This window comes from Pseudomonas sp. Bout1, assembly GCF_034314165.1.
Lineage (GTDB): Bacteria > Pseudomonadota > Gammaproteobacteria > Pseudomonadales > Pseudomonadaceae > Aquipseudomonas.
On sequence record NZ_JAVIWK010000001.1, the window covers coordinates 21398 to 47438 of the forward strand.

A 26041-nucleotide genomic window follows, 5' to 3' on the forward strand; every position below is an offset into this window, starting at 1 on the left:
GCCCCAGTGACCTAAAGCCTTACGGCAACAGAATGGTCGACCCAGTCGTGCGCCGCGCCGACAACTCGGTTTGCGCCTTCGCCGCATCCCCCAGCGAAAACCGCTGATTAATATCAATCTGCAATTTCCCGCTGATGATCATCGAAAACAGATCATCGGCCATCGCCTGCAGGGTTTCCGGGTTGTTGGCGTAGGTCGCCAAAGTTGGCCGGGTGACATACAGCGAGCCCTTCGCCGCCAGAATCCCCAGGTTGACGCCGTCCACGGCACCCGACGCATTCCCAAAGCTCACCACCAGCCCGCGTGGCGCCACGCTGTCCAGTGAGGTCAGCCAGGTGTCCTTGCCTACGCCGTCGTACACCACCGGGCATTTCTTGCCGTCAGTCAGCTCCAGCACGCGCTGTGCGACATTTTCCTTGCTGTAGTCGATGGTTTCCCAGGCGCCGAGGGATTTGGCCAGCGCCGCTTTTTCCGGCGAACTGACGGTACCGATCAGCTTCACGCCCAAGGCCTTGGCCCATTGGCAAGCCAGCGAACCCACACCACCGGCTGCGGCGTGGAACAGGATGGTTTCGCCACCCTTCAACTCATAGGTCTGGCGCAACAGGTACTGCACGGTCAGGCCCTTGAGCATTGCACCGGCGGCCTGTTCGAAGCTGATGTCGTCCGGCAGGTGCACCAGGTTGGCGGCAGGCAATACATGCAATTCACTGTAGGCACCCAGCGGGCCGCTGCCGTATGCCACGCGGTCACCGACCTTGAATTGAGTGACTTCACTGCCCACGGCATCAACAACGCCGGCGCCTTCCGCGCCCAGGCCCGATGGCAAGGCCGGTGGCGCATACAGGCCGCTGCGAAAATAAGTGTCGATGAAGTTCAGGCCAATGGCCTTGTTCTGCACGCGGACCTGCTGTGGGCCGGGTTCTGCCGGGGTGTAGTCCACATACTCAAGCACTTCGGGGCCGCCATGGGCACGGAACTGGATACGTTTGGCCATCTGCACTCTCCTCAAGTCAATTTCGCGTAGCCCCCTATCGGACTCCTAAGCTTGATCTTCGTCAACTGCGGCAGTGGTGGGTGCAGTGGTATCCTGTGCGCCCATTTGCCGCCGACGCCCAATGGCCTCGCGTAGCTTTGCCCGATTCAAGGTGATGTCATGACTACCCGCACCGAGGCTGTCAAAGCCTACCTGCTCGACCTGCAAGACCGCATTTGCAGCGCCCTGGAAACCTTCGAGACGGACACTCGCTTTATCGAAGACGCCTGGACCCGGCCTGCCGGCGGCGGTGGTCGCACCCGTGTGATCGAAAACGGTTCGGTAATTGAAAAGGGCGGCGTTAACTTTTCCCACGTGTTTGGCAGCGGCCTCCCACCGTCTGCCAGCGCGCATCGCCCAGAATTGGCCGGTCGCGGCTTCGAAGCCCTTGGCGTGTCGCTGGTGATTCACCCACACAACCCGCATGTGCCGACTTCCCACGCCAACGTGCGATTTTTCATTGCCGAAAAAGAAGGCGAAGAGGCAGTGTGGTGGTTCGGTGGCGGCTTCGACCTGACGCCCTACTACGGCAACGAAGAAGACTGCATCCACTGGCACCGCGTGGCCGAACAGGCCTGCGCGCCATTTGGTCCGGACGTGTACTCGCGCTACAAGGCCTGGTGCGACAGCTACTTCCACATCAAGCATCGCAACGAACCGCGCGGCATTGGCGGTTTGTTCTTCGATGATTTGAACGAGTGGGACTTCGACACCAGCTTCGCCTTCATGCGTGCGATCGGCGACGCCTACATCGACGCGTACCTGCCGATCGTCCAGCGCCGCAAGGCCATGGCTTATACCGAGCAGCAGCGCGAGTTCCAGGAGTTTCGCCGTGGCCGCTACGTCGAGTTCAACCTGGTCTACGACCGTGGCACCCTGTTCGGCCTGCAATCGGGCGGGCGCACCGAGTCGATCCTGATGTCGCTGCCACCGCAAGTGCGCTGGAGCTATGACTGGAAGGCCGCACCCGACAGCGAAGAAGCACGCCTCACCGACTACTTCCTGCAAGACCGCGACTGGCTGGGCGTGCTGCCCAAGGCGGCGGTCTGATGGATCGTTACGTCGTCTTCGGCAACCCCATTGGCCACAGCAAATCGCCGCTGATTCACCGCCTGTTTGCCGAACAAACTGGTGAGCAACTGGACTACAACACCTTGCTCGCGCCGCTGGAGGATTTCACCGGCTGTGCCCGTGAGTTTTTCCAGCAAGGCCGTGGCGCCAACGTCACCGTGCCGTTCAAGGAGGATGCCTACCGCTTGGCCACCGCCCTGACCGAACGTGCCCGACGTGCTGGCGCGGTGAATACCCTGAGCAAGCTCGGCGATGGCACTCTGCTGGGCGACAACACCGACGGCGCTGGCCTGGTACGGGATTTGACGGTGAATGCCGGGTTTAGCCTGCAAGGTAAACGTATCCTGCTGCTGGGTGCCGGTGGCGCCGTGCGCGGTGCGCTGGAACCGTTGCTGGCTGAACAACCGGCATCGCTGATTATCGCCAACCGCACCGTAGAAAAAGCCGAATTGCTCGCCGAGCTGTTCGACGACCTCGGCCCGGTGTCTGCCAGTGGTTTCGACTGGCTACGTGAGCCGGTGGACCTGATCATCAACGCCACGTCCGCCAGCCTGTCGGGCGATGTACCGCCGATTGCCGGCAGCCTCGTTGAGCCGGGCAAGACCTTTTGCTACGACATGATGTACGGCAAAGAGCCAACGGCGTTCTGCCGTTGGGCCAGTGAGCAGGGCGCAGCGGTTGCGATGGATGGCCTGGGAATGCTGGTGGAACAGGCGGCGGAAGCGTTCTTCCTGTGGCGCGGTGTGCGCCCGGATTCGGCACCGGTACTGGCTGAACTGCGCCGGCAACTGGCCTGATGCAAATCTAAATGTGGGAGCAGACAAGCCAGCTCCCACAGCTTCAACCGTTTTCAGTCTTCGAATTGGATGGGGCATTTATCGGCCCCTTCCAGCTTCTTCAACTCTTCCACCACCTGCGGCCGGGCCTTGCGCAACGCCAGGCTGCGTCCCACGCCATTCAATCGACGCGCCTCCTGGTGCAGCATCTCCACCCCGGAATAGTCGATAAAGTTGATCTGCTGCGCCTCGATCACCACCCGCTGGCCGTGCAGGCTTTGCAGCCGCACTTGCAGGTAATGGCTGGCGCCGAAAAAGATCGACCCGCCCACCCGCAGCACATCGTCCTCACCGTCACGCCATTGCTGAACCCGCGGCTGCGAGGTGCGCTTGAGGTAGAAAAACAGTGACGCCAGCACGCCTGCGTAAATTGCCGTCTGCAATTCCAGCAACAGCGTGGCGATGCAGGTCAGGCTCATCACCACGAACTCCGCGCGGCTGACCCGGAATAGCGCCCGGATACCGCGATGGTCCACCAACCCCCAGCAAATCAGCAGGATGCTCGCGGCCATGCTCGGGATTGGGATGTGTGCGATCAGCGCCGCGCCGAACAGCGCAAACAGCGCCACCCACAGCGCGGAAAACACCCCGGCCAGCGGCGAACAAGCGCCCGCCTCATAGCTCAGGCCAGAACGGGTGAAGGAACCTGCCGACAAGTACCCGGAAAAAAATCCGCCGACGATGTTGGATAAACCCTGCGCGCGCACTTCCTGATTCGCATCGAGCAATTGCTGGGAGCGGGCCGACAGTGAGCGCGCAATCGACAGACTGGTCACCAGCCCCAGCATGCCCACCGCCACGGCGCTCGGTAACAGGCGCAAGACCATGTCCAGGTCCATCGGCAGCGGGCTGAAGGGCGGCAGCTTGCCGACAAATGAACTGACCCGCGCCACGTGCCCGAACATCGCCGGCCACAGCCATGCAATGAGGCTGCCCAAGGCCAATGCAATCAACAGCGTTGGCCAGCGCGGTACCCACAGTTTCAGCAACACACCCACCAGTAAGGTGCCCAGCCCAAGCAGCAGTGACGTCCGGTCCCACTCCCCGGCATGGTTGATCAGCGCCAGCAGGCTGTTGATCGCCGTGGCCTGGCTGGGCAGGTCGAGCCCCAGCAGGTTGGGCAACTGGCCCAGGGCGATCACCACCGCCGCACCGAGCGTGAACCCGAGCACCACCGAGTGCGAGACGAAATTCACCAGGGCGCCGAAGCGCAGCATGCCCAGTAGCCATTGGAAGACTCCGGCCAGGAACGTCAGCAACAGGATGAGTGTGATGTAGTCCTGGGAGCCGGGCACGGCCAGCGGGCTGACGCTGGCGTACAGCACGATGGAAATTGCCGCCGTGGGGCCGCAGATCAGGTGCCAGGAGGAGCCCCACAAGCAGGCGATCAGCACCGGGATGATTGCGGCGTACAGGCCGTATTCCGGTGGGAGACCGGCGATCAGCGCGTAGGCGATGGATTGAGGTAATGCCAGGACTGCCCCGCTCAGGCCGACGATCGCGTCCCGCCCGACGCTGGCGCGAGTTTGGCGCGGGAGCCAGCTGAGGAAGGGGAAGAGTGTGTGGCGGTTGGGCCGGGGCATTTAGGGCTCGGATTGATAGGTTTGAATCAGGGTATCAGGACAAACGCCGGACTGTGGGAGTCCGCTGACTGTGGGAGCCGGGCTTGCCCGCGATACAGGCGCCTCGGTCCTACAGGGACACCGCGGTGATGCTATCGCGGGCAAGCCCGGCTCCCACAGGGTGCGGAGTCAGCCGTTAGAGCTTGGCTTTTACGGCGGCCAGCGCATCCTGACCGTCAGCGGTTTTAACCCCGTCCAGCCACTTATCCAGCACCGCCGGGTTCGCCTTGATCCACGCCTTTGCCGCCTCGGCATTGGTGAGTTTCTTGTTCACCACCTCAGCCATGATGGCGTTTTCCATCTCCTGGGTGAAACTCAGGTTGGTCAGCAATTTCCCCACATTCGGGCACGCCTGCGCGTAGCCCTTGCGGGTCAACGTATACACGCTGCCGGTGTCTCCAAAGTACTTCTCACCACCCTTGAGGTAATGCATCTTCAACTGCACGTTCATCGGGTGTGGCGTCCAGCCGAGGAAGGTCACGAACTTCTGCTTCTTCACCGCCCGCGACACTTCGGCCAACATGGCTTGTTCGCTGGACTCAATCAACTTCCACTGGCCCAGGTCAAAGTCATTCTTCTTGATGATCTCCTGCAACGAGATGTTCGCCGGCGCACCCGAACCGATGCCGTAGATCTTCTTGTCGAACTTGTCGGCAAATTTGTTCAGGTCGGCAAAGTCGTGCACCCCGGCGTCCCACACGTAGTCCGGTACGGCCAGGGTAAACTCGGTGCCGTCGAGGTTCTTCGCCAGTTGCACCACATCGCCATTGGCCACGAACTTGTCATAGAAGCCCTGCTGCGCCGGCATCCAGTTACCCAGGAACACATCCACCTGGCCGTCCTTGAGCCCGCCAAAGGTGATCGGCACCGCGAGGGTGTCGACCTTGGCCTTGTAGCCCATGCCGTTCAACAGAAAACCGGTGATGGCATTGGTGGCGGCGATATCGCTCCAGCCCGGATCAGCCATCTTCACGGTGTCGCAGCTGGTGTCCGCGTAGGCGCCGGCACTGCTCAATGCCAGCAGCGCAACGCTCAACACGGTGGATAATTTTTGCATGGCCTTCCCCTCAGTTTTATTGGTTTTGGCAGGGTTGCGGAAAACGTGCCTTGCGCTCCAGATCGTCGAGGTCGATGTGGTTGCGCATGTATTGCTGACTGGCATCTACCAGCGGCTGGTGGTCCCAGCTCTTCAGCTTGCCCTGGGTCAGCGCCTCGAATACCAGGCGGCGACGGCGTTGGCTGGCGAGTACCTGCTGGTGGATCGCCGGGATGTCCCATTTGGCCCGCGCTTCACTCAAAAACGCCTCGAACAGTGGCCGGTGTTCCGGTGACTGGCTGAGGTCTTCCCGCTCGTGCGGGTCGTTGTGCACATCGAACAATAGGCACGGGTCGTCCTCACTGTAGATGAACTTGTAGGCGCCACGGCGGATCATCATCAGCGGGCTGATGGTGCCTTCGGCCATGTATTCGCCGAACACTTCGTCATGCCCGCCCAGCCCTTGCAAGTGCGAAAGCAGCGAGCGGCCGTCCAGCGGCAGGTTGGCGTCGAGCTTGCCACCCGCCAGCTCCACCAATGTCGGCAGCAGGTCGGCGGTGGACACGGCGGCGGTCACGCGGCTGGCGGCAAACTGCCCCGGCGCGCTGATCAGCAGCGGCACCCGGGCGGCCATTTCAAACCAGTGCATTTTGTACCAGAGGCCGCGTTCGCCGAGCATGTCGCCGTGGTCGCCGGAGAAGATGATGATGGTGTCGTCGGCCAGGCCCGTGTCTTCCAGGGTTTGCAGCAGCTTGCCGACGTTGCTGTCGATGTAGCTGCACGCGCCGAAGTAGGCGCGGCGCGCATCGCGGATCTTGTTCACCGGCAGCGGCTTGTCCCACAGGTCATAGACCTTGAGCAGGCGCTGGGAGTGCGGGTCCAGCTCGGCCTGTGGCGGGGTTGCAGGCAACGGGATGTCGTTGTCGTCGTACAGGTCCCAGAACGGCTTGGGAATGGTGTACGGGTCGTGTGGGTGCGTCATCGACACGGTCAGGCAGAACGGCTGGTCGCCGTCTTCGCGAATATGGTCGAACAGGTATTGCTGGGCCTTGAACACCACCTCTTCGTCGAAATCCAGCTGGTTGGTGCGCACGCACGGCCCGGCTTGCAGCACCGATGCCATGTTGTGGTACCAGGTGGGACGCACGTCCGGCTGATCCCAGTTCACTGCCCAGCCATAGTCGGCCGGGTAGATGTCACTGGTCAGGCGTTCTTCATAACCGTGGAGCTGGTCGGGGCCGCAAAAGTGCATCTTGCCCGACAGCGCCGTGCGGTAGCCGAGGCGGCGCAGGTAATGGGCATAGGTCGGCACGTCGGCGGGAAAGTCGGCCGCGTTGTCGTAGGCGCCGATCTTGCTCGGCAACTGGCCGCTGACCAGGGTGAAACGCGATGGCGCACACAGCGGGCTATTGCAATAGGCCGCGTCGAACACCACGCCTTCAGCGGCGAGGCGGCTCAGGTTTGGCAGTTTGATAGGCGAAGGACCGTAGAACGGAAGCATCGGCGCGGCCATTTGATCGGCCATGATGAAAAGAATGTTCTTGCGCTTCATGGTTTCGCGGAATTCCATAGTCGATGTTTATGTGAATGAGCATGCAGGCCATGGAAAACGTGGTAAAGCCCATGAGAAGCAATGTCTAGGATAAGCACAGCTTATGTATGAATCCCTCGGTAGCCTGTCCCTTGACCTGCTGCGTGCGTTTGAGGCGGCGGCGCGCCAACGCAGCTTTACGGCGGCGGCAACGGAGCTGGGCACCACCCAGCCAGCCATCAGCCAGCAGATCAAACGCCTGGAAGAGCAACTGAAGGTGCGCCTGTTTGATCGCATTTACCGTGGCATCGAGTTGACTGATGCCGGCGCCTTGTTGTTCGAGCAGGTGCAGGCCGGCTTGCAGAGCATCAACCAGGGCCTGAGTGCGATTGCCGAGCAGGACCAGCACGAAGTCCTGCAAGTGGCGACGGACTTTGCCTTCGCCGCTTATTGGCTGATGCCACGCCTGCATCGCTTCCATGAAGCCAACCCGCAGGTGGACGTGAGCCTGGTCACCAGTGAACGCAATCACGCGACGTTGCGCAGCGATATCGATGTAGCGGTGCTGTTTGGCGATGGCCGCTTTAAACAGGGCGACAGCCTGTGGCTGTTCAACGAGGAAGTATTCCCGGTGTGCAGCCCGCAGTTGCTTCAGGGCCGCGCCGCGCCGTTGCCGGTGCAGAGCCTGCTGGAGTTCCCGCTTCTGCACCTGCGCCAGCAACACAACAACCAGTGGTTCGACTGGACCGGCGTGTTCCGCGAGCTGGGCATCAGCACCGCGCCCACCCCGGGCCAATTGCGGTTCGACAACTACACCCTGTTGATCCAGGCAGCAATCGCCGGCCAGGGCGTGGCCATCGGCTGGCGTCACCTGGTGGATAACCTGCTGGAGCAGAAGTGGCTGTGCCGGCCGATTGGCGACACGGTGATCTCACGCTTCGGCTATTACGTGGTGCTGCCCCAGCGCAAACGTCGCAGCCAGTTGATCGAACGTTTCGTCGACTGGTTGATGGCCGAGCAGGCCAGCAGCGCACAATCACTGACTGGCCTGGCCCTGCCATCCATTGCGGTCTAGCATTTGCCGATCATTGAGGCCGGAGCCTGTCATGCAACGTATCAAGGGCTACCACGCCCACATCTACTTCAACGCCAGCACAATCGACCAGGCGCGCAAACTCTGCGAAGACGCCGCGCAATTGTTCCCGCTGCGCATGGGCCGCGTTCATGAGCGCCCGGTGGGCCCGCACCCGGACTGGAGCTGCCAACTGGCGTTCGATCCGGAATACATCGGCGTTGTGCTGCCGTGGCTGGCACTCAACCGTAACGGCCTGGTGGTGTTCCTTCACCCCACCACCGGCGATGACCTCAAGGACCATACCGAACATGCGATCTGGATGGGGGCGATGCGCACACTGGATTTGTCGATATTCTAAGCTCGCCAGCTCCCTATATATGGGACTGATATTTATATATTGAGACTTTGCCGGTCTTGGGTTTATATTCGCCTCATCCGCTCAGAACACTCAGGTGAAGCGATGCAGGCGCAATTGATCGCGCTCGATTGGGGAACCAGCTCCCTTCGTGCTTATAAGCTCGGCCCGGCAGGCGTGGTGATCGAACGACGCGCCCTTGCGTCTGGGATCATGCACTTGCCCACCGAACCCCGGGAAATTGCCGGTGTTCGTTGCAGCAACGGCTTTGAGCTGGCATTTGATGCGGCCTGTGGTGACTGGCTCGATGCCCATCCCGGTCTTCCGGTCATTGCCTGTGGCATGGTCGGCAGCGCCCAGGGCTGGAGCGAAGCGGCTTATCGCGACACTCCGGCGGATGTCGCGACCCTCGGCCAGGCGCTGCACGTGGTGCGCAGCCTGCGGGGCGCGGCGGTGCACATCGTTCCCGGGGTGATTCAGCGCGGCGTTCTACCCAATGTGATGCGTGGCGAAGAAACCCAGGTCCTCGGCGTGTTGCAAAGCTTGTCCGGCAATATCGGGCGCGACGTATTGATCGGCCTGCCAGGCAGCCATTCCAAGTGGGTCGAGGTGGTGGAAGGCTGCATCAGCCATTTCGACACCTTCATGACCGGCGAGTTGTTCGCCGTACTCAGCCAACACAGCATTTTGGGTCGCACCCAGCGCCCTTCAGAACAGTTCCAGGCGGCCGCTTTTGATCGCGGCGTGCACGTGGCGCTGTCGGCAGAGGGCCGCACGGGCCTGTTGTCGAACTTGTTCAGCGCGCGGTCCCTGGGATTGACCGGCGAGCTGGCGCCTGACGAGCAGCCCGACTATCTGTCTGGCCTGCTGATCGGCCACGAACTATTGGGCCTGCGCACCCGCAAGGATGCCCAGGCGCGCGACATCGTCCTGATCGGCGCAACCCAACTCTGCACCCGCTACCAGCGTGCACTCCAACTCTGCGGCTTCCCCCACGTGACCCTGGCGCAGGAGGCTACCGAACGTGGCCTTTGGCAGCTGGCCATGGCGGCGGGGCTGCTGCCTGCAACCTGACGAGAGGCCCGACATGCTCAAGCAAGCACTGACACACAACGGTTTGATCGCGATCCTGCGCGGCCTGCGACCGGACGAGGCGTTGGCGATCGGCGAAGTGCTGTACCAGGCGGGTTTGCGGGTTATCGAAGTACCGCTCAACTCACCGGACCCCTACGCCAGCATCCGTATCCTGCGCGACAGCCTGCCCGCCGATTGCCTGATCGGCGCCGGCACCGTGCTGACCCCGGAGCAGGTCGATCAGGTCAAGGCGGCCGGCGGCCAGGTGATCGTCATGCCCCACAGTGATGCCAAGGTGCTGCGGGCTGCCAAGGCGGCAGGCCTGTTCCTGTCGCCGGGTGTGGCCACGCCCACTGAAGCGTTTGCCGCGCTGGCCGAAGGCGCCGACGTGCTGAAGCTGTTTCCGGCCGAGCAAATGGGCCCGGCGGTGGTCAAGGCCTGGCTTGCGGTACTGCCCGCAGGCACGGTGTTGCTGCCGGTGGGCGGCATCACCCCGGACAACATGCAGGTATTTTTCGACGCAGGCGTCAAAGGTTTTGGCCTGGGCTCCGGTTTGTTCAAGCCAGGCATGAGCGTCGCCCAGGTGGCGAGCAATGCCCAGGCCTACGTCGCGGCCTGGAATGCCTTGGGCTGATCAGCGTTCTCCATCTACAAGAGAGATAAGAAGATGAAAATCACCAAATTGACCACCTTCATCGTCCCGCCGCGCTGGTGCTTCCTCAAGGTTGAAACCGACCAGGGCGTGACCGGTTGGGGTGAACCTGTGGTGGAGGGCCGCGCCCACACCGTGGCTGCTGCCGTCGAAGAATTGTCCGACTACTTGATCGGCAAAGACCCGCGCAATATCGAAGACATCTGGACCGTGCTCTATCGCGGCGGTTTCTACCGTGGCGGTGCGATCCATATGAGCGCCCTCGCCGGTATCGACCAGGCGCTGTGGGACATCAAGGGCAAGGCGCTCGGTGTGTCGGTCAGCGACCTGCTGGGTGGCCAGGTGCGCGACAAGATCCGCGTGTATTCGTGGATCGGTGGCGACCGCCCGGCAGACACTGCCCGCGCCGCCAAGGAAGCCGTGGCCCGTGGCTTTACCGCGGTCAAAATGAACGGCACTGAAGAGCTGCAATTTCTCGACAGCTTCGAAAAAGTCGACCAGGCCCTGGCCAACGTCGCCGCCGTGCGTGATGCGGTCGGCCCCAACGTCGGCATCGGCGTCGACTTCCATGGCCGGGTGCACAAGCCCATGGCCAAGGTGCTGATGAAGGAACTCGACCCCTACAAACTGATGTTCATCGAAGAGCCGGTGCTCAGCGAAAACTACGAAGCACTGAAAGAGCTGGCGCCGCTGACCAGCACCCCGATTGCCCTCGGCGAGCGGCTGTTCTCGCGCTGGGACTTCAAGCGCGTGCTCAGTGAAGGCTACGTCGACATCATCCAGCCGGATGCCTCTCACGCTGGCGGGATCACCGAAACCCGCAAGATCGCCAACATGGCCGAAGCCTACGACGTGGCCCTGGCCCTGCACTGCCCGCTCGGCCCGATTGCCCTGGCGGCGTGCCTGCAGCTGGATGCGGTTTGCTACAACGCGTTCATCCAAGAGCAAAGCCTGGGCATCCACTACAACGAGAGCAATGACCTGCTCGACTACGTGCGCGACCCGGGCGTTTTCGACTATGACCAAGGCTTCGTGAAGATCCCCAATGGGCCAGGCCTGGGCATCGAGATCAACGAGGAATACGTGATAGAGCGCGCGGCCATCGGCCATCGCTGGCGCAACCCGATCTGGCGCCATGCCGATGGCAGTTTTGCGGAGTGGTGATTTCCTCCTGAAGAAACACCGTCAGTGTGGGAGCTGGCTTGCCTACGATAGCGGTGAGTCAGCTTGCATCTGCGGCGCTGACACTCCGCTATCGCAGGCAAGCCAGCTCCCACAGGTATCGCGTTTCGTCAGTAAGACCTGTCCTCAATAATCATAAGAAGAGGCAACCCCCATGCAATCCGAGTCCTTCACCGGGCAGGCTTCTTTAGTCACGCCCAGCCGAAAGCGCTACTTCATCATGGTGCTGCTGTTCATCACAGTGGTGATCAACTACCTGGACCGCAGCAACCTGTCGATTGCCGCCCCGGCCCTGACCAGCGAGCTGGGGATCGACCCGGTGCATGTCGGGCTGATCTTCTCCGCCTTCGGCTGGACCTACGCCGCCATGCAAATCCCCGGTGGCTGGCTGGTGGACCGGGTGCCGCCGCGCATTCTCTACAGCGTTGCCCTGCTGCTGTGGTCGGTGGCCACGGTGATGCTCGGTTTTGCCGCCAGTTTCATCGCGCTGTTCGTGTTGCGCATGGCGGTGGGCGCCCTGGAGGCGCCGGCCTACCCGATCAACAGCCGCGTGGTCACCACCTGGTTTCCCGAGCGTGAGCGGGCCACGGCGATTGGTGTCTACACCTCCGGGCAGTTTGTCGGGCTGGCGTTTCTCACGCCGGTATTGGCGTGGCTGCAGCACGCGTTTGGCTGGCACATGGTGTTTGTCGCCACCGGTGGCGTGGGCATTGTGTGGGCGTTGATCTGGTACGCGGTGTACCGCGAGCCACGGGATTTCAAGGGCGCCAATGCAGCAGAAATCGAGCTGATCCGCGAAGGCGGCGGGCTGGTGGATATCCAGGCGCAGGCAGCCAAGGCGCCGTTCAGTTGGGTCGACCTCGGTATCGTGTTGAGCAAGCGCAAACTGTGGGGGATTTACCTGGGGCAGTTCTGCCTGAACTCCACGCTGTGGTTTTTCCTGACGTGGTTCCCGACCTACCTGGTGAAATACCGCGGCATGGACTTCATCAAGTCCGGCCTGTTGGCGTCGCTGCCGTTTCTCGCGGCGTTCGTCGGGGTGCTGTGTTCGGGGTTGTTTTCCGATTGGCTGATTCGCCGGGGTACGTCGGTGGGGTTTGCGCGCAAGTTGCCGATCATTGGCGGGTTGTTGATCTCCACGGCGATCATTGGCGCCAACTTTGTTGACTCCACAGCGTGGGTTATTGGGTTTCTGGCGGTGGCTTTTTTTGGCAATGGCCTGGCGTCGATCACCTGGTCATTGGTGTCGACCCTGGCGCCGGCAAGGCTGCTGGGGTTGACGGGTGGGGTGTTCAATTTCATCGGCAATCTGTCGGCGATTACCACGCCGATCGTGATTGGCTTTCTGGCCACTGGCGATTCGTTTGCACCGGCAATTACGTATATCGCGGTGCTGGCGTTGCTGGGGGCGCTTTCGTACATCTTGCTGGTGGGCAAGGTCGAGCGCATCGAACTTTAGAGGACTGATAAGTATCTGTGGCGAGGGGGCTTGCTGTGGTGAGGGGGCTTGCTGTGGTGAGGGAGCTTGCTCCCGCTGGAGTGCGCAGCGCTCCCATGATTTTGGGGCCGCTGCGCAGCCCAGCGGGAGCAAGCTCCCTCGCCACAAAAGCAGTCCGGCTCTAGTACAGCGCGCCATCCAGAATCTGATAGACGATGCTGGTACCCACCGCGATCAGCACAATGTCCCCGCCCGAGCGACGCCATTCGTAGCCTGGGTATTGCGGCAGATGGCCCAACGCTCGAGGGTCCAGACGCTCGCCGTAGTAGTTCGGTGGCAGGCGCTGGCCGCGTTCCAGGTGGATGCCGGGAGGTGGTGGTGCGCCACGGCGGAAGTCGCCATGGTTATCGCGAATCACCTGCCGCACCGGGCCGAAGTCCTGAGGAGGCCCGCCACGATGGTTGTCCTGCGGCCCGCGATGGTCATCGCCACGGTGATCGTTTTGTTGGCCCTGGGGGCCGCCACGCTCAGGCCCGCCGCCTTGGTCGTACGGTGCGGCTTGCACCAGGGCGCTGGCGCCAAGTAACAGCACACCGATACTGGCTATCACACGCTTTGGCATCTTCATCAGGGGTTTCCTCAACTGCACAAACAACAAAAAGGGATTTCGAACCGCGTTCGAAATCCCTTGGTCTTGTTAGCTTAGGTGCTGAGTTGCCAGCATGATTCCTCTGTATCAGGAACTTTACCTACCGCTTACGAGCTGCTTACTTACGGGCGTTGCGCACACCTTCCGACAGCGCAGAGCACAGGGTCAATACACCGTCGATGGCCTGCTGATCGTTGCTGGCATTGGCGATGTGGTCGATCAGTGCCGAACCCACCACCACACCGTCTGCCAGGCGGGCAATTGCAGCCGCTTGTTCTGGGGTACGGATGCCAAACCCGATGCTGATCGGCAGGTCGGTATGGCGACGCAGGCGGGTCACGGCTTCTTCGACGTGTTCCAGGGTCGCGGCGCCGGCGCCGGTCACGCCGGCCACCGACACGTAGTACACAAACCCGGAGCTGCCGTTGAGCACGGTCGGCAGGCGCACGTCGTCGGTGGTCGGCGTGGTCAGGCGGATAAAGTCGATACCGGCAGCCTGGGCCGGGTCGCACAGCTCGCCGTTATGCTCGGGTGGCATGTCGACTACGATCAGGCCGTCGACGCCGGCTTCTTTCGCGTCGCTGATAAAGCGCGGCACGCCGTACATGTGGATCGGGTTGAAGTAGCCCATCAGTACCAGCGGCGTGTCGCTGTTGTCCTTGCGGAACTCGCTGACCATTTGCAGGGTTTTCGTGAGGTTCTGCTTGGCGGTCAGTGCGCGGATGTTGGCCAGCTGAATCGCCGGGCCGTCGGCCATCGGGTCGGTGAACGGCATGCCCAGCTCGATCACATCGGCACCGGCCGCCGGCAAGCCCTTGAGGATCGCCAGCGAAGTGTCATACCCCGGGTCGCCGGCGGTGACGAAGGTCACCAGGGCGGCGCGGTTTTGTTCTTTCAGTTGTGCAAAACGTGTTTGCAGGCGGCTCATTTAGTGTTTCTCCTGCTGGGATGGCTCTTGTGAAGAGTGTTCCATGTGGTGCATCACGGTTTGCATGTCTTTGTCGCCACGGCCGGAGAGGTTGACCACCATCAGGTGATCCTTCGGCAAGGTCGGTGCGCGCTTGAACACTTCGGCCAGGGCGTGGGCGCTTTCCAGTGCAGGAATAATCCCTTCCAGGCGGCAGCATTTGTGGAAGGCGTCGAGGGCTTCGTTGTCGGTCACCGAGGTGTACTGGACGCGGCCGATGTCGTGCAACCAGGCGTGTTCAGGGCCGATGCCCGGGTAGTCGAGGCCGGCGGAAATCGAGTGGGCGTCGATGATCTGGCCATCGTCGTCCTGCAACAGGAAGGTACGGTTGCCGTGCAGTACACCCGGTACGCCGCCGTTGAGGCTGGCCGCGTGCTTGCCGGTTTCGATGCCGTAGCCGGCGGCTTCAACGCCGATGATTTCGACGCTGGTGTCATCCAGGAACGGGTGGAACAGGCCCATGGCGTTGGAGCCACCGCCGATGCACGCCACCAGGCTGTCGGGCAGGCGGCCTTCCTGGGCTTGCAGTTGGGTACGGGTTTCCTTGCCGATCACGGCCTGGAAGTCGCGGACCATCGCCGGGTACGGATGCGGGCCGGCCACGGTGCCGATCAGGTAGAAGGTGCTGTCGACGTTGGTGACCCAGTCACGCAGGGCTTCGTTCATCGCGTCTTTCAGGGTGCCGGTGCCGGCCACCACCGGGATCACTTCGGCGCCCAGCAGCTTCATGCGGAACACGTTGGCCTGCTGGCGCTCGATGTCGGTGGTGCCCATGTAGATCACACAATCCAGGCCAAAACGCGCGGCGACGGTGGCAGTGGCCACACCATGCATGCCGGCGCCGGTCTCGGCGATGATGCGTTTTTTGCCCATGCGCCGCGCCAGCAGGATCTGGCCGATGCAGTTGTTGATCTTGTGGGCGCCGGTGTGGTTCAGCTCTTCGCGCTTGAGGTAGATCTTGGCGCCGCCGCAGAATTCGGTCAGGCGTTCGGCGAAGTACAGCGGGCTTGGACGCCCGACATAGTCGCGCTGGAAGTAGGCCAGTTCTTCGTTGAAGGCCGGATCGATCTTGGCCGCTTCATATTCGCGGGCCAGGTCAAGGATCAACGGCATCAAGGTTTCTGCCACGTAGCGGCCGCCGAACGAACCAAACAGGCCATTGGCGTCTGGACCGTTGCGTAAATCGGTCTGGGTCTGAGTCATGGGACGCTCCAGCTAGAAAATATGTAAGAGGCAATGACGGTCACTCTACCCCTGACGCTTCCACGTGAAAACCGATAAGATCGCCACAACCTGTCAGGAAAACTCACAGATGAGCCGAGACCTTCCCCCGCTGAATGCCTTGCGCGCTTTCGAGGCGACTGCACGCCTGAACAGTGTAAGCCAGGCCGCTGAACAACTTCACGTGACCCATGGCGCGGTCAGCCGCCAGCTGAAGGTGTTGGAAGAACACCTGGGTGTGAGCCTGTTCATCAAGGATGGGCGCGGCCTCAAACTCACAGATGCCGGCACCCGCCTGCGGGACGTGAGTTTCGAGGCCTTCGAGCGTTTAAGGGACACCTGCGCCGAACTCACACAAAACAGTGCGGATGCCCCGTTCGTGCTCGGCTGCTCCGGCAGCCTGCTGGCGCGCTGGTTTATTCCGCGCCTTGGCCGTCTGAATGCGGAGCTTCCGGATCTGCGCCTGCACCTGTCGGCCGGCGAAGGCGACCTGGACCCGCGTCGCCCCGGGTTGGATGCGCTGCTGGTGTTCGCCGAACCGCCGTGGCCGGCAGATATGCAGGTGTACGAATTGGCCAGCGAACGCATTGGCCCGGTGATGAGCCCGCGCTTCGCCCATTACGAGCGGTTGCGCCAGGCGCCTGCCGAGGCGTTGCGCGATGAAGCCCTCTTGCACACCACCTCACGCCCGCAAGCCTGGCCCAGTTGGGCGCAGCACCACGGGATCGACGCTGGCGCGTTGAAGTACGGTCAGGGTTTCGAGCATTTGTATTATTTGCTGGAAGCGGCGGTGGCCGGGCTGGGGGTGGCGATTGCGCCTGAGCCGCTGGTAGCAGAGGACCTGCGAGCGGGCCGCCTGGTTGCGCCGTGGGGTTTTGGTGAAACCCCGGCGCAACTGGCGTTGTGGCTACCCAAGCGCGCCGCTGATGGGCGCGCCGGGCAACTGGCGCAGTGGCTCAAGGCTGAACTTGCGCGCCAGGTGGTTTAGTCGCCGCGTTTGCACAGCAGGTAAGCCGCCAGCAGGCCCAGCGCACCGACGGCTACGCCAGCGGTAGTCCACGGGTGTTCTTGGGCGTAGTCCCGTGTTGCAACACTGGTTTCGCGGATTTTGACTTTGCTTTCTTCGTAAGCATCGCTGATCAGGTGGCGGGAATGCTTGAGGGCATTCTCGGCATTGCTTTTCAGGGCCTTCAGGGTTTTGCGCGACTCGTCAGAGGCATCGTCCTTGAGGCTTTCCAAAGATTTGAGCAGGCTCGAAATCTCGGCTTCCATGCTTTCCAATGACGCTTTGCGTAAAGAGGTGTTGGCCATGTGGGCTCTCCTGGAGTGATTGAGTGGCGTGTGTTGTTTCCGACTGCGGCGGTTTCAGAAAGTGCAGTAAATCTGAACTTTCCGGTGGGAATGGTCGCCAGAAGCAGTACGAGAATTCACTGCTAGTCTTGATTAACGACCCCAGGAGAAAACCTTATGAGTGATCATCACACCTACAAGAAAGTCGAACTGGTGGGCTCTTCCGCGACCAGCATCGAGGACGCCATCAACAATGCCCTTGCAGAAGCCAACAAGAGCATCAAGCACTTGGAATGGTTTGAGGTGACCGAAACCCGTGGCCATATCAAAGACGGCAAGGCCGCGCATTTCCAGGTCACCCTCAAGGTGGGGTTCCGTATTGCCAGTAGTTGATACCGCCGGTTGAACTTGCGCGCTGGCCGATTGCCATAAACTCCGCTACAACCTTTAGGCACGTCGACGTGACGAGCGGCGACGTGCTTCCTTTCGATCAACCCAAGGAAGTGACGGATGAAGAACTTTTTGTTGGCGGTAGGTTTGTTGAGCATTGCAGGCACAGCCCTGGCGGCGGGCAAGCCTTGTGACGAGCTGAAAAGCGAGATTGCGGCGAAACTGGATGCCAAGGGTGTTGCGCATTATTCGCTGGACGTTGTGGATAAAGGGGCTGCCAGCGATAGCAAGGTAGTGGGTAGCTGCGAAGGCGGCACCAAGGAAATCGTCTACAAGCGCGGGTGATCCCGTGTTGCAGACGTAAAAAACCGACGCGAGTGCGTCGGTTTTTTTATGCCTGCAGTTCAGCCCTTCATGACTTGCGACAGCAGTTCGTAGGAATGAATCCGGTCGGCGTGCTCGTACAAATCACAGGTAAAGATCAGCTCATCAGCGCCGGTTTGCTCTACCAGCACCTCCAGCTTGGCGCGGATCTTCTGCGGGCTGCCCACCATGGCCAGGCCAAGGAAACTGCCTACAGCGTCTTTTTCATGGGGCAGCCACAGGCCCTCCATGGTCTTCACCGGTGGGCGCTGCACCAAGCTTTGCCCACGCATCAACGCGAGGATCCTCTGGTACACCGAGGTGGCCAGGTAATCGGCTTGCTCGTCAGTGTCGGCGGCTACCAGCGGTATGCCGAGCATCACGTAGGGTTTGTCCAGCACGGCCGAAGGCTTGAAGTGGTTACGGTAGACGCGAATCGCTTCATGCATCAGGCGCGGTGCGAAGTGTGAAGCAAAGGCGTAAGGCAAACCGCGTTCGCCCGCAAGCTGTGCACTGAACAGGCTCGAACCCAGCAGCCACACCGGCACGTTGGTGCCGGTGCCGGGTACGGCAATCACGCGTTGGTCCGGGGTACGCGGGCCCAGGTAGGCCATCAGTTCGGCTACGTCTTGCGGGAAGTCGTCGGCGCTGCCGGAACGTTCACGGCGCAGGGCGCGGGCGGTCATCTGGTCGGAGCCCGGCGCGCGGCCAAGGCCCAGGTCAATGCGGCCCGGGTACAGGCTTTCCAGGGTGCCGAACTGCTCGGCGATCACCAGTGGCGCGTGGTTGGGCAGCATCACGCCACCGGAACCGACGCGAATGGTCGAGGTGCCGCCGGCCAGGTAACCCAGCAAAACCGAGGTCGCGGAGCTGGCGATGCCGTCCATATTGTGGTGTTCGGCGACCCAGAAGCGGTTGTAGCCGAGCTTTTCCACGTGCTGGGCCAGGTCCAGGGAATTGCGCAGCGACTGCGCCGGACTGCCGTTGGCCCGCACGGGCACCAGGTCGAGGGTCGAGAATTTTACGTCGGACAGCGGTTTCATAAGCCTGCTTCTCCAAGGGGGCCGCAGGTTTTATGTCGAGCCAAAACCTGCCGCTTCATGTGCATGTCTATGCAATGAGGGCATATACCCGAGATTCAATAGCTGAGGTGAATTTGCCTACCTTTAAAACGGTTTAGTCCGACGAGGTGAACTTTGCCAGCGCTTCTATCCTCAGAACCCTTACTGACGGAAAACCACAGGCACGAGGAGATTGATATGAGTATCAAGAAGAAAGCATCGGCGCATTGGGAAGGTGATCTGAAAACCGGCATCGGTTCCATTTCCACGGAAACCGGCGTGTTGCGCGAAGCGCCCTACGGCTTTAAAGCCCGTTTCGAAGGGGGCAAGGGCACCAACCCTGAAGAGTTGATTGGCGCGGCCCATGCCGGTTGTTTCTCCATGGCCTTTTCCATGATTCTCGGCGACGCCGGGCTCAAGGCCGACAGCATCGACACCCAGGCCGAAGTGACCCTGGACCAGGTAGAAGGGGGCTTTGCGATTACTGCCGTGCACCTGATCCTCAAGGCGAAGATCCCGGGCGCCAGCCAGGCGCAGTTTGATGAACTGAGCAAAAAGGCCAAGGAAGGATGCCCGGTGTCCAAGGTGTTGAATGCAACCATCACCCTGGATGGCACCCTCGTAAGCTAACCAGGCACCCTGCTTCTTGTAGGAGCGAGCTTGCGTGCGAAAAACCTGAGGGCGCCGCGTTTATCCAGGATAAACGCGTCATCGTTAACGTTCTTCGCGAGCAAGCTCGCTCCTACGCGTTCAGGTGTGGTCGAATAGCCGATTGCAGACTTAGCGCACACCCGTGCGCATGCATTCAGGGAGCTTCACTGATGAAACGTTTGGTTTTAGCGGTTATCTGCGGTGCACTGGCCACATCGGCCCTGGCCGCGCCGAAAGACTGTGAAGAGCTCAGGAAAGAGATTGAGATCAAGATCCAGGCGAATGCCGTTCCGTCCTACACCCTCGAAGTCGTCAGCAAGGAAGAAGCTGACAAGCACGACAGCGCCATGGTTGTCGGCAGCTGTGAGAACGGCACCAAGGCTATCGTCTACCAGAAGAACAACGACTGATCAGATGCAGTTGACGCTACGTTCTTCAGCCAGCAACTGACCCGCTTTGTTGTACAACCGGATATTCGGGTTGTAGCCCAGTGACCGCCCTTCCAGGCGATAACGCTGGCCTGCCTCGAAACGGTCGTATTGCAGGGTCATGAAGCAGGTTCGGTCGGTGGTTTGGCCAAACCCGCCAAAGCTGCCGCCGGTAGGCACCTCGAAATCAAAACGCACCATCAGTTCATGCTTGCCAGGCGGCACCTGGAAGAAGCGCCCGTCGTTCAGGTTCTTTCCGTCCAGGCGTTGCGCCATAACCAGCTTGGCGCCGGGCGTTGGGGTGGCGAAGTCGACCCAGGCTTGCTGCGGATCAACGGCCGGTAGCGGCGTCGACGCGCAGGCGCTGAGAAAAATCGCGGCGACGGGAAGCAGTAGCTGACGCATGTTAAGCACTCAAGGGTAGGAATGGTTGTTTGAGCGGCTGCGTTCGACAGCAGGCTCCCTGTGAGTATAAACACGCCACGCCATGGAAAAATTCCCCACAGGCGAGATAGTCTGGCGGGATGGTTACCGGTGAGAGGTTTTAATGGTCAGGCGTTTACTTCCCGGGTTGATGTTGCTGGTGCTCAGTGGCTGTTCCAGTGTCAGTTATTACAGCCAACTGGCCGACGGCCAATGGCAATTGCTGCGGGCCCGGGAGCCGGTTTCCGAGGTCATCGCCGACCCGTCCCGCTCGCAGGTGCTGCGTGACCACTTGGCGCAGTCGCAGAAAGCCCGCGCGTTCGCGAGCGAACACCTGCACCTGCCGGATAACCAGAGTTACCGCCTGTATGCCGATATCGGCCGTCCTTATGTAGTTTGGAACGTCTTCGCCACGCCGGAATTTTCCCTGTCGCCGCAAACCCACTGCTTCCCGATTGCCGGTTGCGTGGCCTATCGCGGGTATTACAACCAGGGCGCGGCGCGTGGCCAGGCAGCGTTGTTGAAGCAGCAAGGCATGGACGTGTCGATTGGTGGCGTCGAGGCTTATTCCACCCTGGGCTGGTTCAACGACCCGATCATGAGTTCGATGATGAGCTGGGGCGATGAGCGCCTGGCCACGCTGATTTTTCATGAGTTGGCGCACCAGCGCTTTTATGTGAAGGACGACACTGAGTTCAACGAGTCGTACGCCACCTTTGTCGAGCAAGAAGGTACCCGGCAATGGCGGGCGGCCCGAGGCTTGCCGCCTGCGAGCGAGGCCGCGTTGAAACAGCGCGACCAGTTCACCCGGCTGGTGCTTGACACCCGCAAACGCCTGGAGCAGTTGTATACGCAGCCGCTGGCGCCAGATGCCATGCGCCAGGCCAAGGCGGCTGAATTCGAACGCTTGCGCAGCGACTACCGGCAAATGCGCGATAGCCAGTGGGGCGGCGACAAGCGCTATGACGCCTGGATGAACTTGCCGATGAACAACGCAAGGCTGTTGCCGTTTGGCCTGTATGACCAGTGGGTGCCGGCGTTTGCCGCGTTGTTCCGGGAGGAAGGCGGGGATTGGCTGAAGTTTTTTGCGGCGGTGGAGACGCTGGGCGGGTTGCCGGCGGATCAGCGCAAGGCGGCACTCAGAACACTGGAAGCCCCGTCCCCGTCCCCGCCGTAGCAGCTGTCGAGCCCCAGCGAGGCTGCGTAGGCCGCACCGCAGCTCTCAAACCAAGCTTGGGACCGAGTCGCACCCGACGCAGCCTCGCTGGGGCTCGACAGCTGCTACGGGATTGTTTTATGGCCGCTGCAGGAAGGCCTGATGCATCTGCGCCAATGTTTCGAAATGCCAGGTCGGCGCTTCGGCACTCAGCTCCTCATGGCTGCCAAACCCGTAACCCACCGCCGCGCAGTCCAGCCCGTTGCTGCGGGCCCCGATCAGGTCGTGCTTGCGGTCGCCAATCATCAAGGTGCTGGCCGGGTCCAGGCCTTCTTCGGCCATCAGGTGGGCGATCAGCTCGACCTTGTGGGTGCGGGTGCCGTCCAGCTCGCTGCCGTAGATCAGCTTGAAGTGCCGGGCGAAATCAAAGTGCCTGGCGATCTCCCGGGCAAATACCCACGGCTTGGACGTGGCCACATACAGCTGGCGGCCCTGGCCATTCAGCTGCTCAAGCAGCGGTATCACGCCGTCGAACACGCGGTTTTCGTACAGGCCGGTGACCTTGAAACGCTCACGGTAGAAATTCACTGCCTCCCAGGCCTTCGCCTCGTCGAAGCCATAAAACTGCATGAACGCCTGCAGCAGCGGTGGGCCGATGAAGTGCTCAAGTTTTGTCAGGTCCGGTTCATCGATCCCCAGTTTGGCAAGGGCGTACTGGATCGAGCGCGTGATGCCTTCGCGCGGGTCGGTGAGGGTGCCATCGAGGTCGAACAAAACGGTTTGGTAATGCATGGGTGTCCTTGTCATTGGTCGAAGCCTTCGGCCAGGTGCAGGTCTTTGAGCTTCACGTAGTTCGCGGCGCTGTAGGTGAAAAACGCCCGTTCCTTGTCAGTCAGCGCGCGGACCTGTTTAACCGGGCTGCCGACATACAAAAAACCGCTCTCGAGTTTCTTGCCCGGCGGCACCAGGCTGCCGGCGCCGATGATCACGTCGTCTTCCACCACGGCGCCGTCCATCACAATGCTGCCCATGCCGATCAGAATCCGGCTGCCCACCGTGCAGCCATGCAGCATGACCTTGTGGGCAATGGTCACATCGTCGCCGATCAGCAGCGGGAAACCATCAGGATTGAAGGGCCCTGCGTGAGTAATGTGCAGCACGCAGCCGTCTTGCACGCTGGTACGGGCACCGATGCGGATGCGGTGCATGTCGCCGCGGATCACCGTCAGCGGCCATACCGAACTGTCGGCGCCAATTTCGACGTCGCCAATCACCACCGCCGATGCATCGACGAAAGCCCCGGCGGCCAAGGCCGGCGTGTGATTCTGGTAGGTGCGAAGGGTCACGATAGGCTCTCTCTCTTCTGCTGATAGCTGCGGTGGGCGTTGATTGTAATTAAGATGGCCCCATCTTTGTTCTTACATGTTTCTTCAGCCAAGGTGCCAACCGTGAGCGCGAACAACCCGCTTCTGCAGTCCTACGACCTGCCGCCGTTCTCGGCGATCCGTGCCGAGCACGTGCAGCCGGCCATCGAACAGATCCTCGCCGACAACCGCGTCGCCATCGAAGGCATCCTGCAAAGCCAGGGTAAAAATCCTACCTGGGCCGGGCTGATCCTGGCCATGGACGAACTCAATGACCGCCTGGGCGCCGCCTGGAGCCCGGTCAGCCACCTGAATGCCGTGTGCAACAGCGCCGAACTGCGCGAAGCATACGAGGCGTGCTTGCCGGCACTGAGCGCCTATTCCACCGAAATGGGCCAGAACCGTGAGCTGTTCCAGGCCTTCGAAGCCTTGGCCAACAGCCCGGAAGCCGCCGGCTTCGACGTGGCGCAAAAAACCATTCTGGAACACTCGCTGCGCGACTTCCGCCTGTCGGGTATCGATTTGCCGCCGGAGCAGCAAAAACGCTACGCAGAGGTGCAGAGCAAGCTGTCGGAGTTGGGCAGCAAGTTCTCCAACCAATTGCTCGACGCCACCCAGGCCTGGACCAAGCACGTCACTGACGAAGCGACCCTCGCCGGCCTGACCGATTCGGCCAAGGCGCAAATGGCGGCCGCAGCGCAGGCCAAAGGCCTCGACGGCTGGCTGATCACCCTGGAGTTCCCGAGCTACTACGCGGTAATGACCTACGCCCACGACCGCGCCCTGCGTGAAGAAATCTACGCGGCCTACTGCACCCGTGCATCGGACCAGGGCCCGAATGCCGGCCAGAACGATAACGGCCCGGTCATGGAACAGATCCTCGACCTGCGTCAGGAGCTCGCGCAACTGTTGGGCTTCGCCTCGTTCTCCGAACTGAGCCTGGCCACCAAAATGGCCGAGTCCAGTGACCAGGTACTGAGCTTCCTGCGCGACCTGGCCAAGCGCAGCAAGCCGTTTGCCACCCAGGACCTGCAACAGCTCAAGGCCTATGCCGCCGAACAAGGCTGCCCGGACCTGCAAAGCTGGGACAGCGGTTTCTACGGCGAAAAGCTGCGTGAACAACGCTACAGCGTGGCCCAGGAAGCCCTGCGCGCGTACTTCCCGATCGACAAGGTACTCAGCGGCTTGTTCGCCATTGTGCAGCGTCTGTACGGCATCGAAATCGCCGAGCAGAAAGGCTTCGACACCTGGCACCCGGACGTTCGCCTGTTTGAAATCAAGGAAAACGGCCAGCACGTCGGCCGCTTCTTCTTCGACCTGTATGCCCGCGCCAACAAGCGTGGCGGTGCCTGGATGGACGGCGCCCGCGACCGTCGCCGCACCATTGATGGCGTGCTGCAAAGCCCGGTGGCCAACCTGGTGTGCAACTTCACCCCGGCTGACAGCGGCAAGCCGGCCCTGCTGACCCACGATGAAGTGACTACGCTGTTCCACGAATTCGGCCACGGCCTGCATCACCTGTTGACCCGTGTTGAACACGCCGGCGTGTCCGGCATCAACGGCGTGGCCTGGGATGCGGTGGAGTTGCCGAGCCAGTTCATGGAGAACTGGTGCTGGGAGCCGGAAGGCCTGGCGCTGATTTCCGGCCACTATGAAACCGGTGAGCCGCTGCCACAGGACCTGTTGCAAAAGATGCTTGCGGCGAAAAATTTCCAGTCCGGGCTGATGATGGTTCGCCAGCTGGAATTCTCGTTGTTCGACTTTGAACTGCACGCCACCCACGGCGACGGTCGCAGTGTGTTGCAGGTGCTTGAAGGCGTGCGTGACGAGGTGTCAGTGATGCGCCCGCCCGCCTACAACCGCTTCCCCAATAGCTTCGCGCACATCTTCGCCGGCGGTTACGCGGCGGGTTACTACAGCTACAAGTGGGCGGAAGTGTTGTCGGCCGATGCCTTCTCCAAGTTCGAAGAAGACGGCGTACTCAACGCCGAGACGGGCCGGGCGTTCCGCGAGGCGATCCTGGCCCGTGGTGGTTCCCAGGCGCCGATGGTGCTGTTCGTCGACTTCCGCGGACGTGCGCCGTCGATTGACGCACTCTTGCGCCACAGCGGCCTGAGTGAGGACGCGGCAGCATGAGTGAGGGGCCTGTGAAAACCAAAAAACGCTTTATCGCCGGGGCGGTCTGCCCGGCGTGCAGCGAGCCGGACAAGTTGATGATGTGGAGCGAGAACGACGTGCCGCACCGCGAATGCGTGGCCTGCGGTTATTCCGACACGCTCAATGAGCAAGGTCTGTCAGTGCCCAAGGAGTTGGGTACACGGGTAAATACCTCGGCGCTGAAAGCACCGGACCCCAAGGTACAAGCAGTGCAGTTCTTCCCTAATCCGAAGCTGAAAAAAGACTGACCACCCAGCGCTCCCTTAGCCGACGGCTCAGGGAGCGATGACCAGCGCTGTTTTTTCCTGGCCCGGGTCAATAGCGTTGTCAGCCGTATTCAGCCAGCTTTTCATCGAGCACAGTGCAAAAGCGCTGGTGCTGCATTCCCCGTTGGCCAGTGCAGTGCGCAACTTGTCGACATCAGCCTTCATCATGTAGCGAACGCCGTCCTTGAAGCCATTACTGGCGCCGAAGCCACCCAAGGTCATTTCGTTCAGCGCGTCTTCCTTGCTCCATCCCTGAATCACCACGCGGTACATCGCCGCCATCAGGCCTGTGCGGTCGGAACCGTGCTTGCAGTGCATCAACACCGGGCCGTTGGCTTCGGCGTCCTGGATGGCACGCAACGCGGCGAGCACGTCGGCGTCGTCAACGTGGTTTGTGCGGTAAGACAATTGCACCTGGTTGATCGCGGGTGATTTCAGCCAGTCGGCGTCGGATTCCGGCAGAAAGTTGATCACCGTGCCGATCTTGAGTTGTTCAAGTACAGGCACAGCACTGCTGTCTGGCAGCGCGCTGCGGTAAAGCGTGGGCGTCATCTGGTACAGATTGTATTGGTTGCCCACCGGCTGGGCCCATTCCGGCGAGCGAATGGGCGTGAGTTCTTCGGCCTGGGTAGGGACGGTGGAGAACATCGCCATGAACACGAGGCCGAGGGCAGGCAGCAATTGATTCTTGAACATGTGCGATGTGACCGAATAGGTAAAGGGCCGATGAGCTCCAGATTCACCTAC

At 61.3% G+C, this 26041-nt stretch carries 29 protein-coding genes; 16 read left to right on the forward strand and 13 right to left on the reverse strand.

Going from position 1 to position 26041, the window contains the following annotated elements:
* Positions 1–19: 19 nt before the first annotated feature.
* A complete protein-coding gene (locus tag RGV33_RS00100) occupies positions 20–997 on the reverse strand; it encodes an NADPH:quinone reductase (protein ID WP_322142610.1) in 978 nt (325 codons plus the stop codon).
* Between the two features lie 159 nt (positions 998–1156).
* Here RGV33_RS00100 and hemF point away from each other — a divergent pair, with 159 nt between their 5' ends.
* A complete protein-coding gene (gene hemF, locus RGV33_RS00105) occupies positions 1157–2086 on the forward strand; it encodes an oxygen-dependent coproporphyrinogen oxidase (protein ID WP_322142611.1) in 930 nt (309 codons plus the stop codon).
* Positions 2086–2904 (forward strand): shikimate dehydrogenase, encoded by an 819-nt coding sequence (gene aroE, locus RGV33_RS00110; RefSeq protein ID WP_322142612.1) that lies wholly within the window; start codon positions 2086–2088, stop codon positions 2902–2904. The genes hemF and aroE overlap by 1 nt, the downstream gene beginning before the upstream one ends.
* 53 nt (positions 2905–2957) lie before the next feature.
* On the opposite strand, the gene RGV33_RS00115 is transcribed toward aroE, so the two are convergent.
* The 3 genes from RGV33_RS00115 to betC form a co-directional block, all read right to left on the reverse strand.
* Entirely contained in the window at positions 2958–4526 is a 1569-nt protein-coding gene (locus tag RGV33_RS00115; protein WP_322142613.1) for a SulP family inorganic anion transporter, read from the reverse strand.
* 175 nt (positions 4527–4701) lie between these two features.
* Positions 4702–5622, reverse strand: a complete 921-nt coding sequence (choX, locus tag RGV33_RS00120; protein ID WP_322142614.1) for a choline ABC transporter substrate-binding protein — start codon at positions 5620–5622, stop codon at positions 4702–4704.
* Positions 5623–5638: 16 nt separating this feature from the next.
* On the reverse strand, positions 5639–7153 hold the full coding sequence (betC, locus tag RGV33_RS00125) for a choline-sulfatase (RefSeq protein WP_322142615.1): 1515 nt from the start codon (positions 7151–7153) through the stop codon (positions 5639–5641).
* A gap of 103 nt (positions 7154–7256) precedes the next feature.
* Here betC and RGV33_RS00130 point away from each other — a divergent pair, with 103 nt between their 5' ends.
* From RGV33_RS00130 to RGV33_RS00155, 6 genes are all read left to right on the forward strand, one after another.
* On the forward strand, positions 7257–8207 hold the full coding sequence (locus RGV33_RS00130) for a choline sulfate utilization transcriptional regulator (protein WP_322142616.1): 951 nt from the start codon (positions 7257–7259) through the stop codon (positions 8205–8207).
* A gap of 31 nt (positions 8208–8238) precedes the next feature.
* Positions 8239–8565 (forward strand): DOPA 4,5-dioxygenase family protein, encoded by a 327-nt coding sequence (locus RGV33_RS00135; protein WP_322142617.1) that lies wholly within the window; start codon positions 8239–8241, stop codon positions 8563–8565.
* A 102-nt stretch (positions 8566–8667) separates the two neighbouring features.
* The gene (locus RGV33_RS00140; protein WP_322142618.1) at positions 8668–9636 is read left to right on the forward strand and encodes a 2-dehydro-3-deoxygalactonokinase; all 969 of its coding nucleotides are present in this window, start codon (positions 8668–8670) and stop codon (positions 9634–9636) included.
* 13 nt (positions 9637–9649) lie between these two features.
* Entirely contained in the window at positions 9650–10270 is a 621-nt protein-coding gene (locus RGV33_RS00145) for a 2-dehydro-3-deoxy-6-phosphogalactonate aldolase (protein ID WP_322142619.1), read from the forward strand.
* 33 nt (positions 10271–10303) lie between these two features.
* Entirely contained in the window at positions 10304–11452 is a 1149-nt protein-coding gene (gene dgoD / locus RGV33_RS00150; RefSeq protein WP_003213645.1) for a galactonate dehydratase, read from the forward strand.
* 172 nt (positions 11453–11624) lie between these two features.
* On the forward strand, positions 11625–12929 hold the full coding sequence (locus RGV33_RS00155; protein ID WP_322142620.1) for an MFS transporter: 1305 nt from the start codon (positions 11625–11627) through the stop codon (positions 12927–12929).
* 160 nt (positions 12930–13089) lie between these two features.
* On the opposite strand, the gene RGV33_RS00160 is transcribed toward RGV33_RS00155, so the two are convergent.
* From RGV33_RS00160 to trpB, 3 genes are all read right to left on the reverse strand, one after another.
* A complete protein-coding gene (locus RGV33_RS00160; protein ID WP_322142621.1) occupies positions 13090–13536 on the reverse strand; it encodes an anti-virulence regulator CigR family protein in 447 nt (148 codons plus the stop codon).
* Positions 13537–13675: 139 nt separating this feature from the next.
* A complete protein-coding gene (gene trpA / locus RGV33_RS00165) occupies positions 13676–14485 on the reverse strand; it encodes a tryptophan synthase subunit alpha (protein WP_322142622.1) in 810 nt (269 codons plus the stop codon).
* A complete protein-coding gene (gene trpB / locus RGV33_RS00170; protein WP_322142623.1) occupies positions 14486–15727 on the reverse strand; it encodes a tryptophan synthase subunit beta in 1242 nt (413 codons plus the stop codon).
* Between the two features lie 109 nt (positions 15728–15836).
* Here trpB and RGV33_RS00175 point away from each other — a divergent pair, with 109 nt between their 5' ends.
* A complete protein-coding gene (locus tag RGV33_RS00175) occupies positions 15837–16733 on the forward strand; it encodes a LysR family transcriptional regulator (RefSeq protein WP_322142624.1) in 897 nt (298 codons plus the stop codon).
* On the opposite strand, the gene RGV33_RS00180 is transcribed toward RGV33_RS00175, so the two are convergent.
* Positions 16730–17056 (reverse strand): DUF883 family protein, encoded by a 327-nt coding sequence (locus tag RGV33_RS00180; RefSeq protein ID WP_032885107.1) that lies wholly within the window; start codon positions 17054–17056, stop codon positions 16730–16732. The genes RGV33_RS00175 and RGV33_RS00180 overlap by 4 nt on opposite strands.
* Before the next feature lie 156 nt (positions 17057–17212).
* Here RGV33_RS00180 and RGV33_RS00185 point away from each other — a divergent pair, with 156 nt between their 5' ends.
* Together RGV33_RS00185 and RGV33_RS00190 are read left to right on the forward strand one after the other, a co-directional pair.
* The gene (locus RGV33_RS00185) at positions 17213–17428 is read left to right on the forward strand and encodes a dodecin (protein WP_003187305.1); all 216 of its coding nucleotides are present in this window, start codon (positions 17213–17215) and stop codon (positions 17426–17428) included.
* Positions 17429–17545: 117 nt separating this feature from the next.
* A complete protein-coding gene (locus RGV33_RS00190) occupies positions 17546–17770 on the forward strand; it encodes a DUF1161 domain-containing protein (protein WP_322142625.1) in 225 nt (74 codons plus the stop codon).
* A 59-nt stretch (positions 17771–17829) separates the two neighbouring features.
* Here the strand turns inward: RGV33_RS00190 and RGV33_RS00195 are convergent, their stop codons facing one another.
* On the reverse strand, positions 17830–18831 hold the full coding sequence (locus RGV33_RS00195) for an LLM class flavin-dependent oxidoreductase (RefSeq protein WP_322142626.1): 1002 nt from the start codon (positions 18829–18831) through the stop codon (positions 17830–17832).
* Between the two features lie 216 nt (positions 18832–19047).
* Here RGV33_RS00195 and RGV33_RS00200 point away from each other — a divergent pair, with 216 nt between their 5' ends.
* Positions 19048–19479 (forward strand): OsmC family protein, encoded by a 432-nt coding sequence (locus RGV33_RS00200; RefSeq protein ID WP_322142627.1) that lies wholly within the window; start codon positions 19048–19050, stop codon positions 19477–19479.
* Between the two features lie 191 nt (positions 19480–19670).
* Positions 19671–19910 (forward strand): DUF1161 domain-containing protein, encoded by a 240-nt coding sequence (locus RGV33_RS00205; RefSeq protein ID WP_322142628.1) that lies wholly within the window; start codon positions 19671–19673, stop codon positions 19908–19910.
* Here the strand turns inward: RGV33_RS00205 and RGV33_RS00210 are convergent, their stop codons facing one another.
* Positions 19911–20333, reverse strand: a complete 423-nt coding sequence (locus RGV33_RS00210; protein WP_322142629.1) for a hypothetical protein — start codon at positions 20331–20333, stop codon at positions 19911–19913. It abuts the gene before it with no gap.
* A gap of 142 nt (positions 20334–20475) precedes the next feature.
* Between RGV33_RS00210 and RGV33_RS00215 the strand changes: the two genes are divergently transcribed.
* Positions 20476–21528: an aminopeptidase gene (locus RGV33_RS00215; RefSeq protein ID WP_322142630.1), complete on the forward strand. Its 1053-nt coding sequence runs from the start codon at positions 20476–20478 to the stop codon at positions 21526–21528.
* Between the two features lie 117 nt (positions 21529–21645).
* Here the strand turns inward: RGV33_RS00215 and RGV33_RS00220 are convergent, their stop codons facing one another.
* Both RGV33_RS00220 and RGV33_RS00225 read right to left on the reverse strand, forming a co-directional pair.
* A complete protein-coding gene (locus RGV33_RS00220; protein WP_322142631.1) occupies positions 21646–22299 on the reverse strand; it encodes an HAD family hydrolase in 654 nt (217 codons plus the stop codon).
* 11 nt (positions 22300–22310) lie between these two features.
* Positions 22311–22853 (reverse strand): gamma carbonic anhydrase family protein, encoded by a 543-nt coding sequence (locus RGV33_RS00225; RefSeq protein ID WP_322142632.1) that lies wholly within the window; start codon positions 22851–22853, stop codon positions 22311–22313.
* A 54-nt stretch (positions 22854–22907) separates the two neighbouring features.
* Between RGV33_RS00225 and prlC the strand changes: the two genes are divergently transcribed.
* Together prlC and RGV33_RS00235 are read left to right on the forward strand one after the other, a co-directional pair.
* Positions 22908–25007 carry an oligopeptidase A gene (gene prlC, locus RGV33_RS00230; RefSeq protein ID WP_322142633.1) on the forward strand — a complete coding sequence of 700 codons (2100 nt, stop codon included), beginning with the start codon at positions 22908–22910 and terminating at the stop codon, positions 25005–25007.
* The gene (locus RGV33_RS00235) at positions 25004–25276 is read left to right on the forward strand and encodes a YheV family putative zinc ribbon protein (RefSeq protein WP_322142634.1); all 273 of its coding nucleotides are present in this window, start codon (positions 25004–25006) and stop codon (positions 25274–25276) included. Before prlC ends, RGV33_RS00235 begins: the two co-directional genes overlap by 4 nt.
* A gap of 27 nt (positions 25277–25303) precedes the next feature.
* Here RGV33_RS00235 and RGV33_RS00240 read toward each other — a convergent pair whose 3' ends face one another.
* On the reverse strand, positions 25304–25990 hold the full coding sequence (locus tag RGV33_RS00240; protein WP_322142635.1) for a tyrosine-protein phosphatase: 687 nt from the start codon (positions 25988–25990) through the stop codon (positions 25304–25306).
* Between the last annotated feature and the right edge of the window lie 51 nt (positions 25991–26041).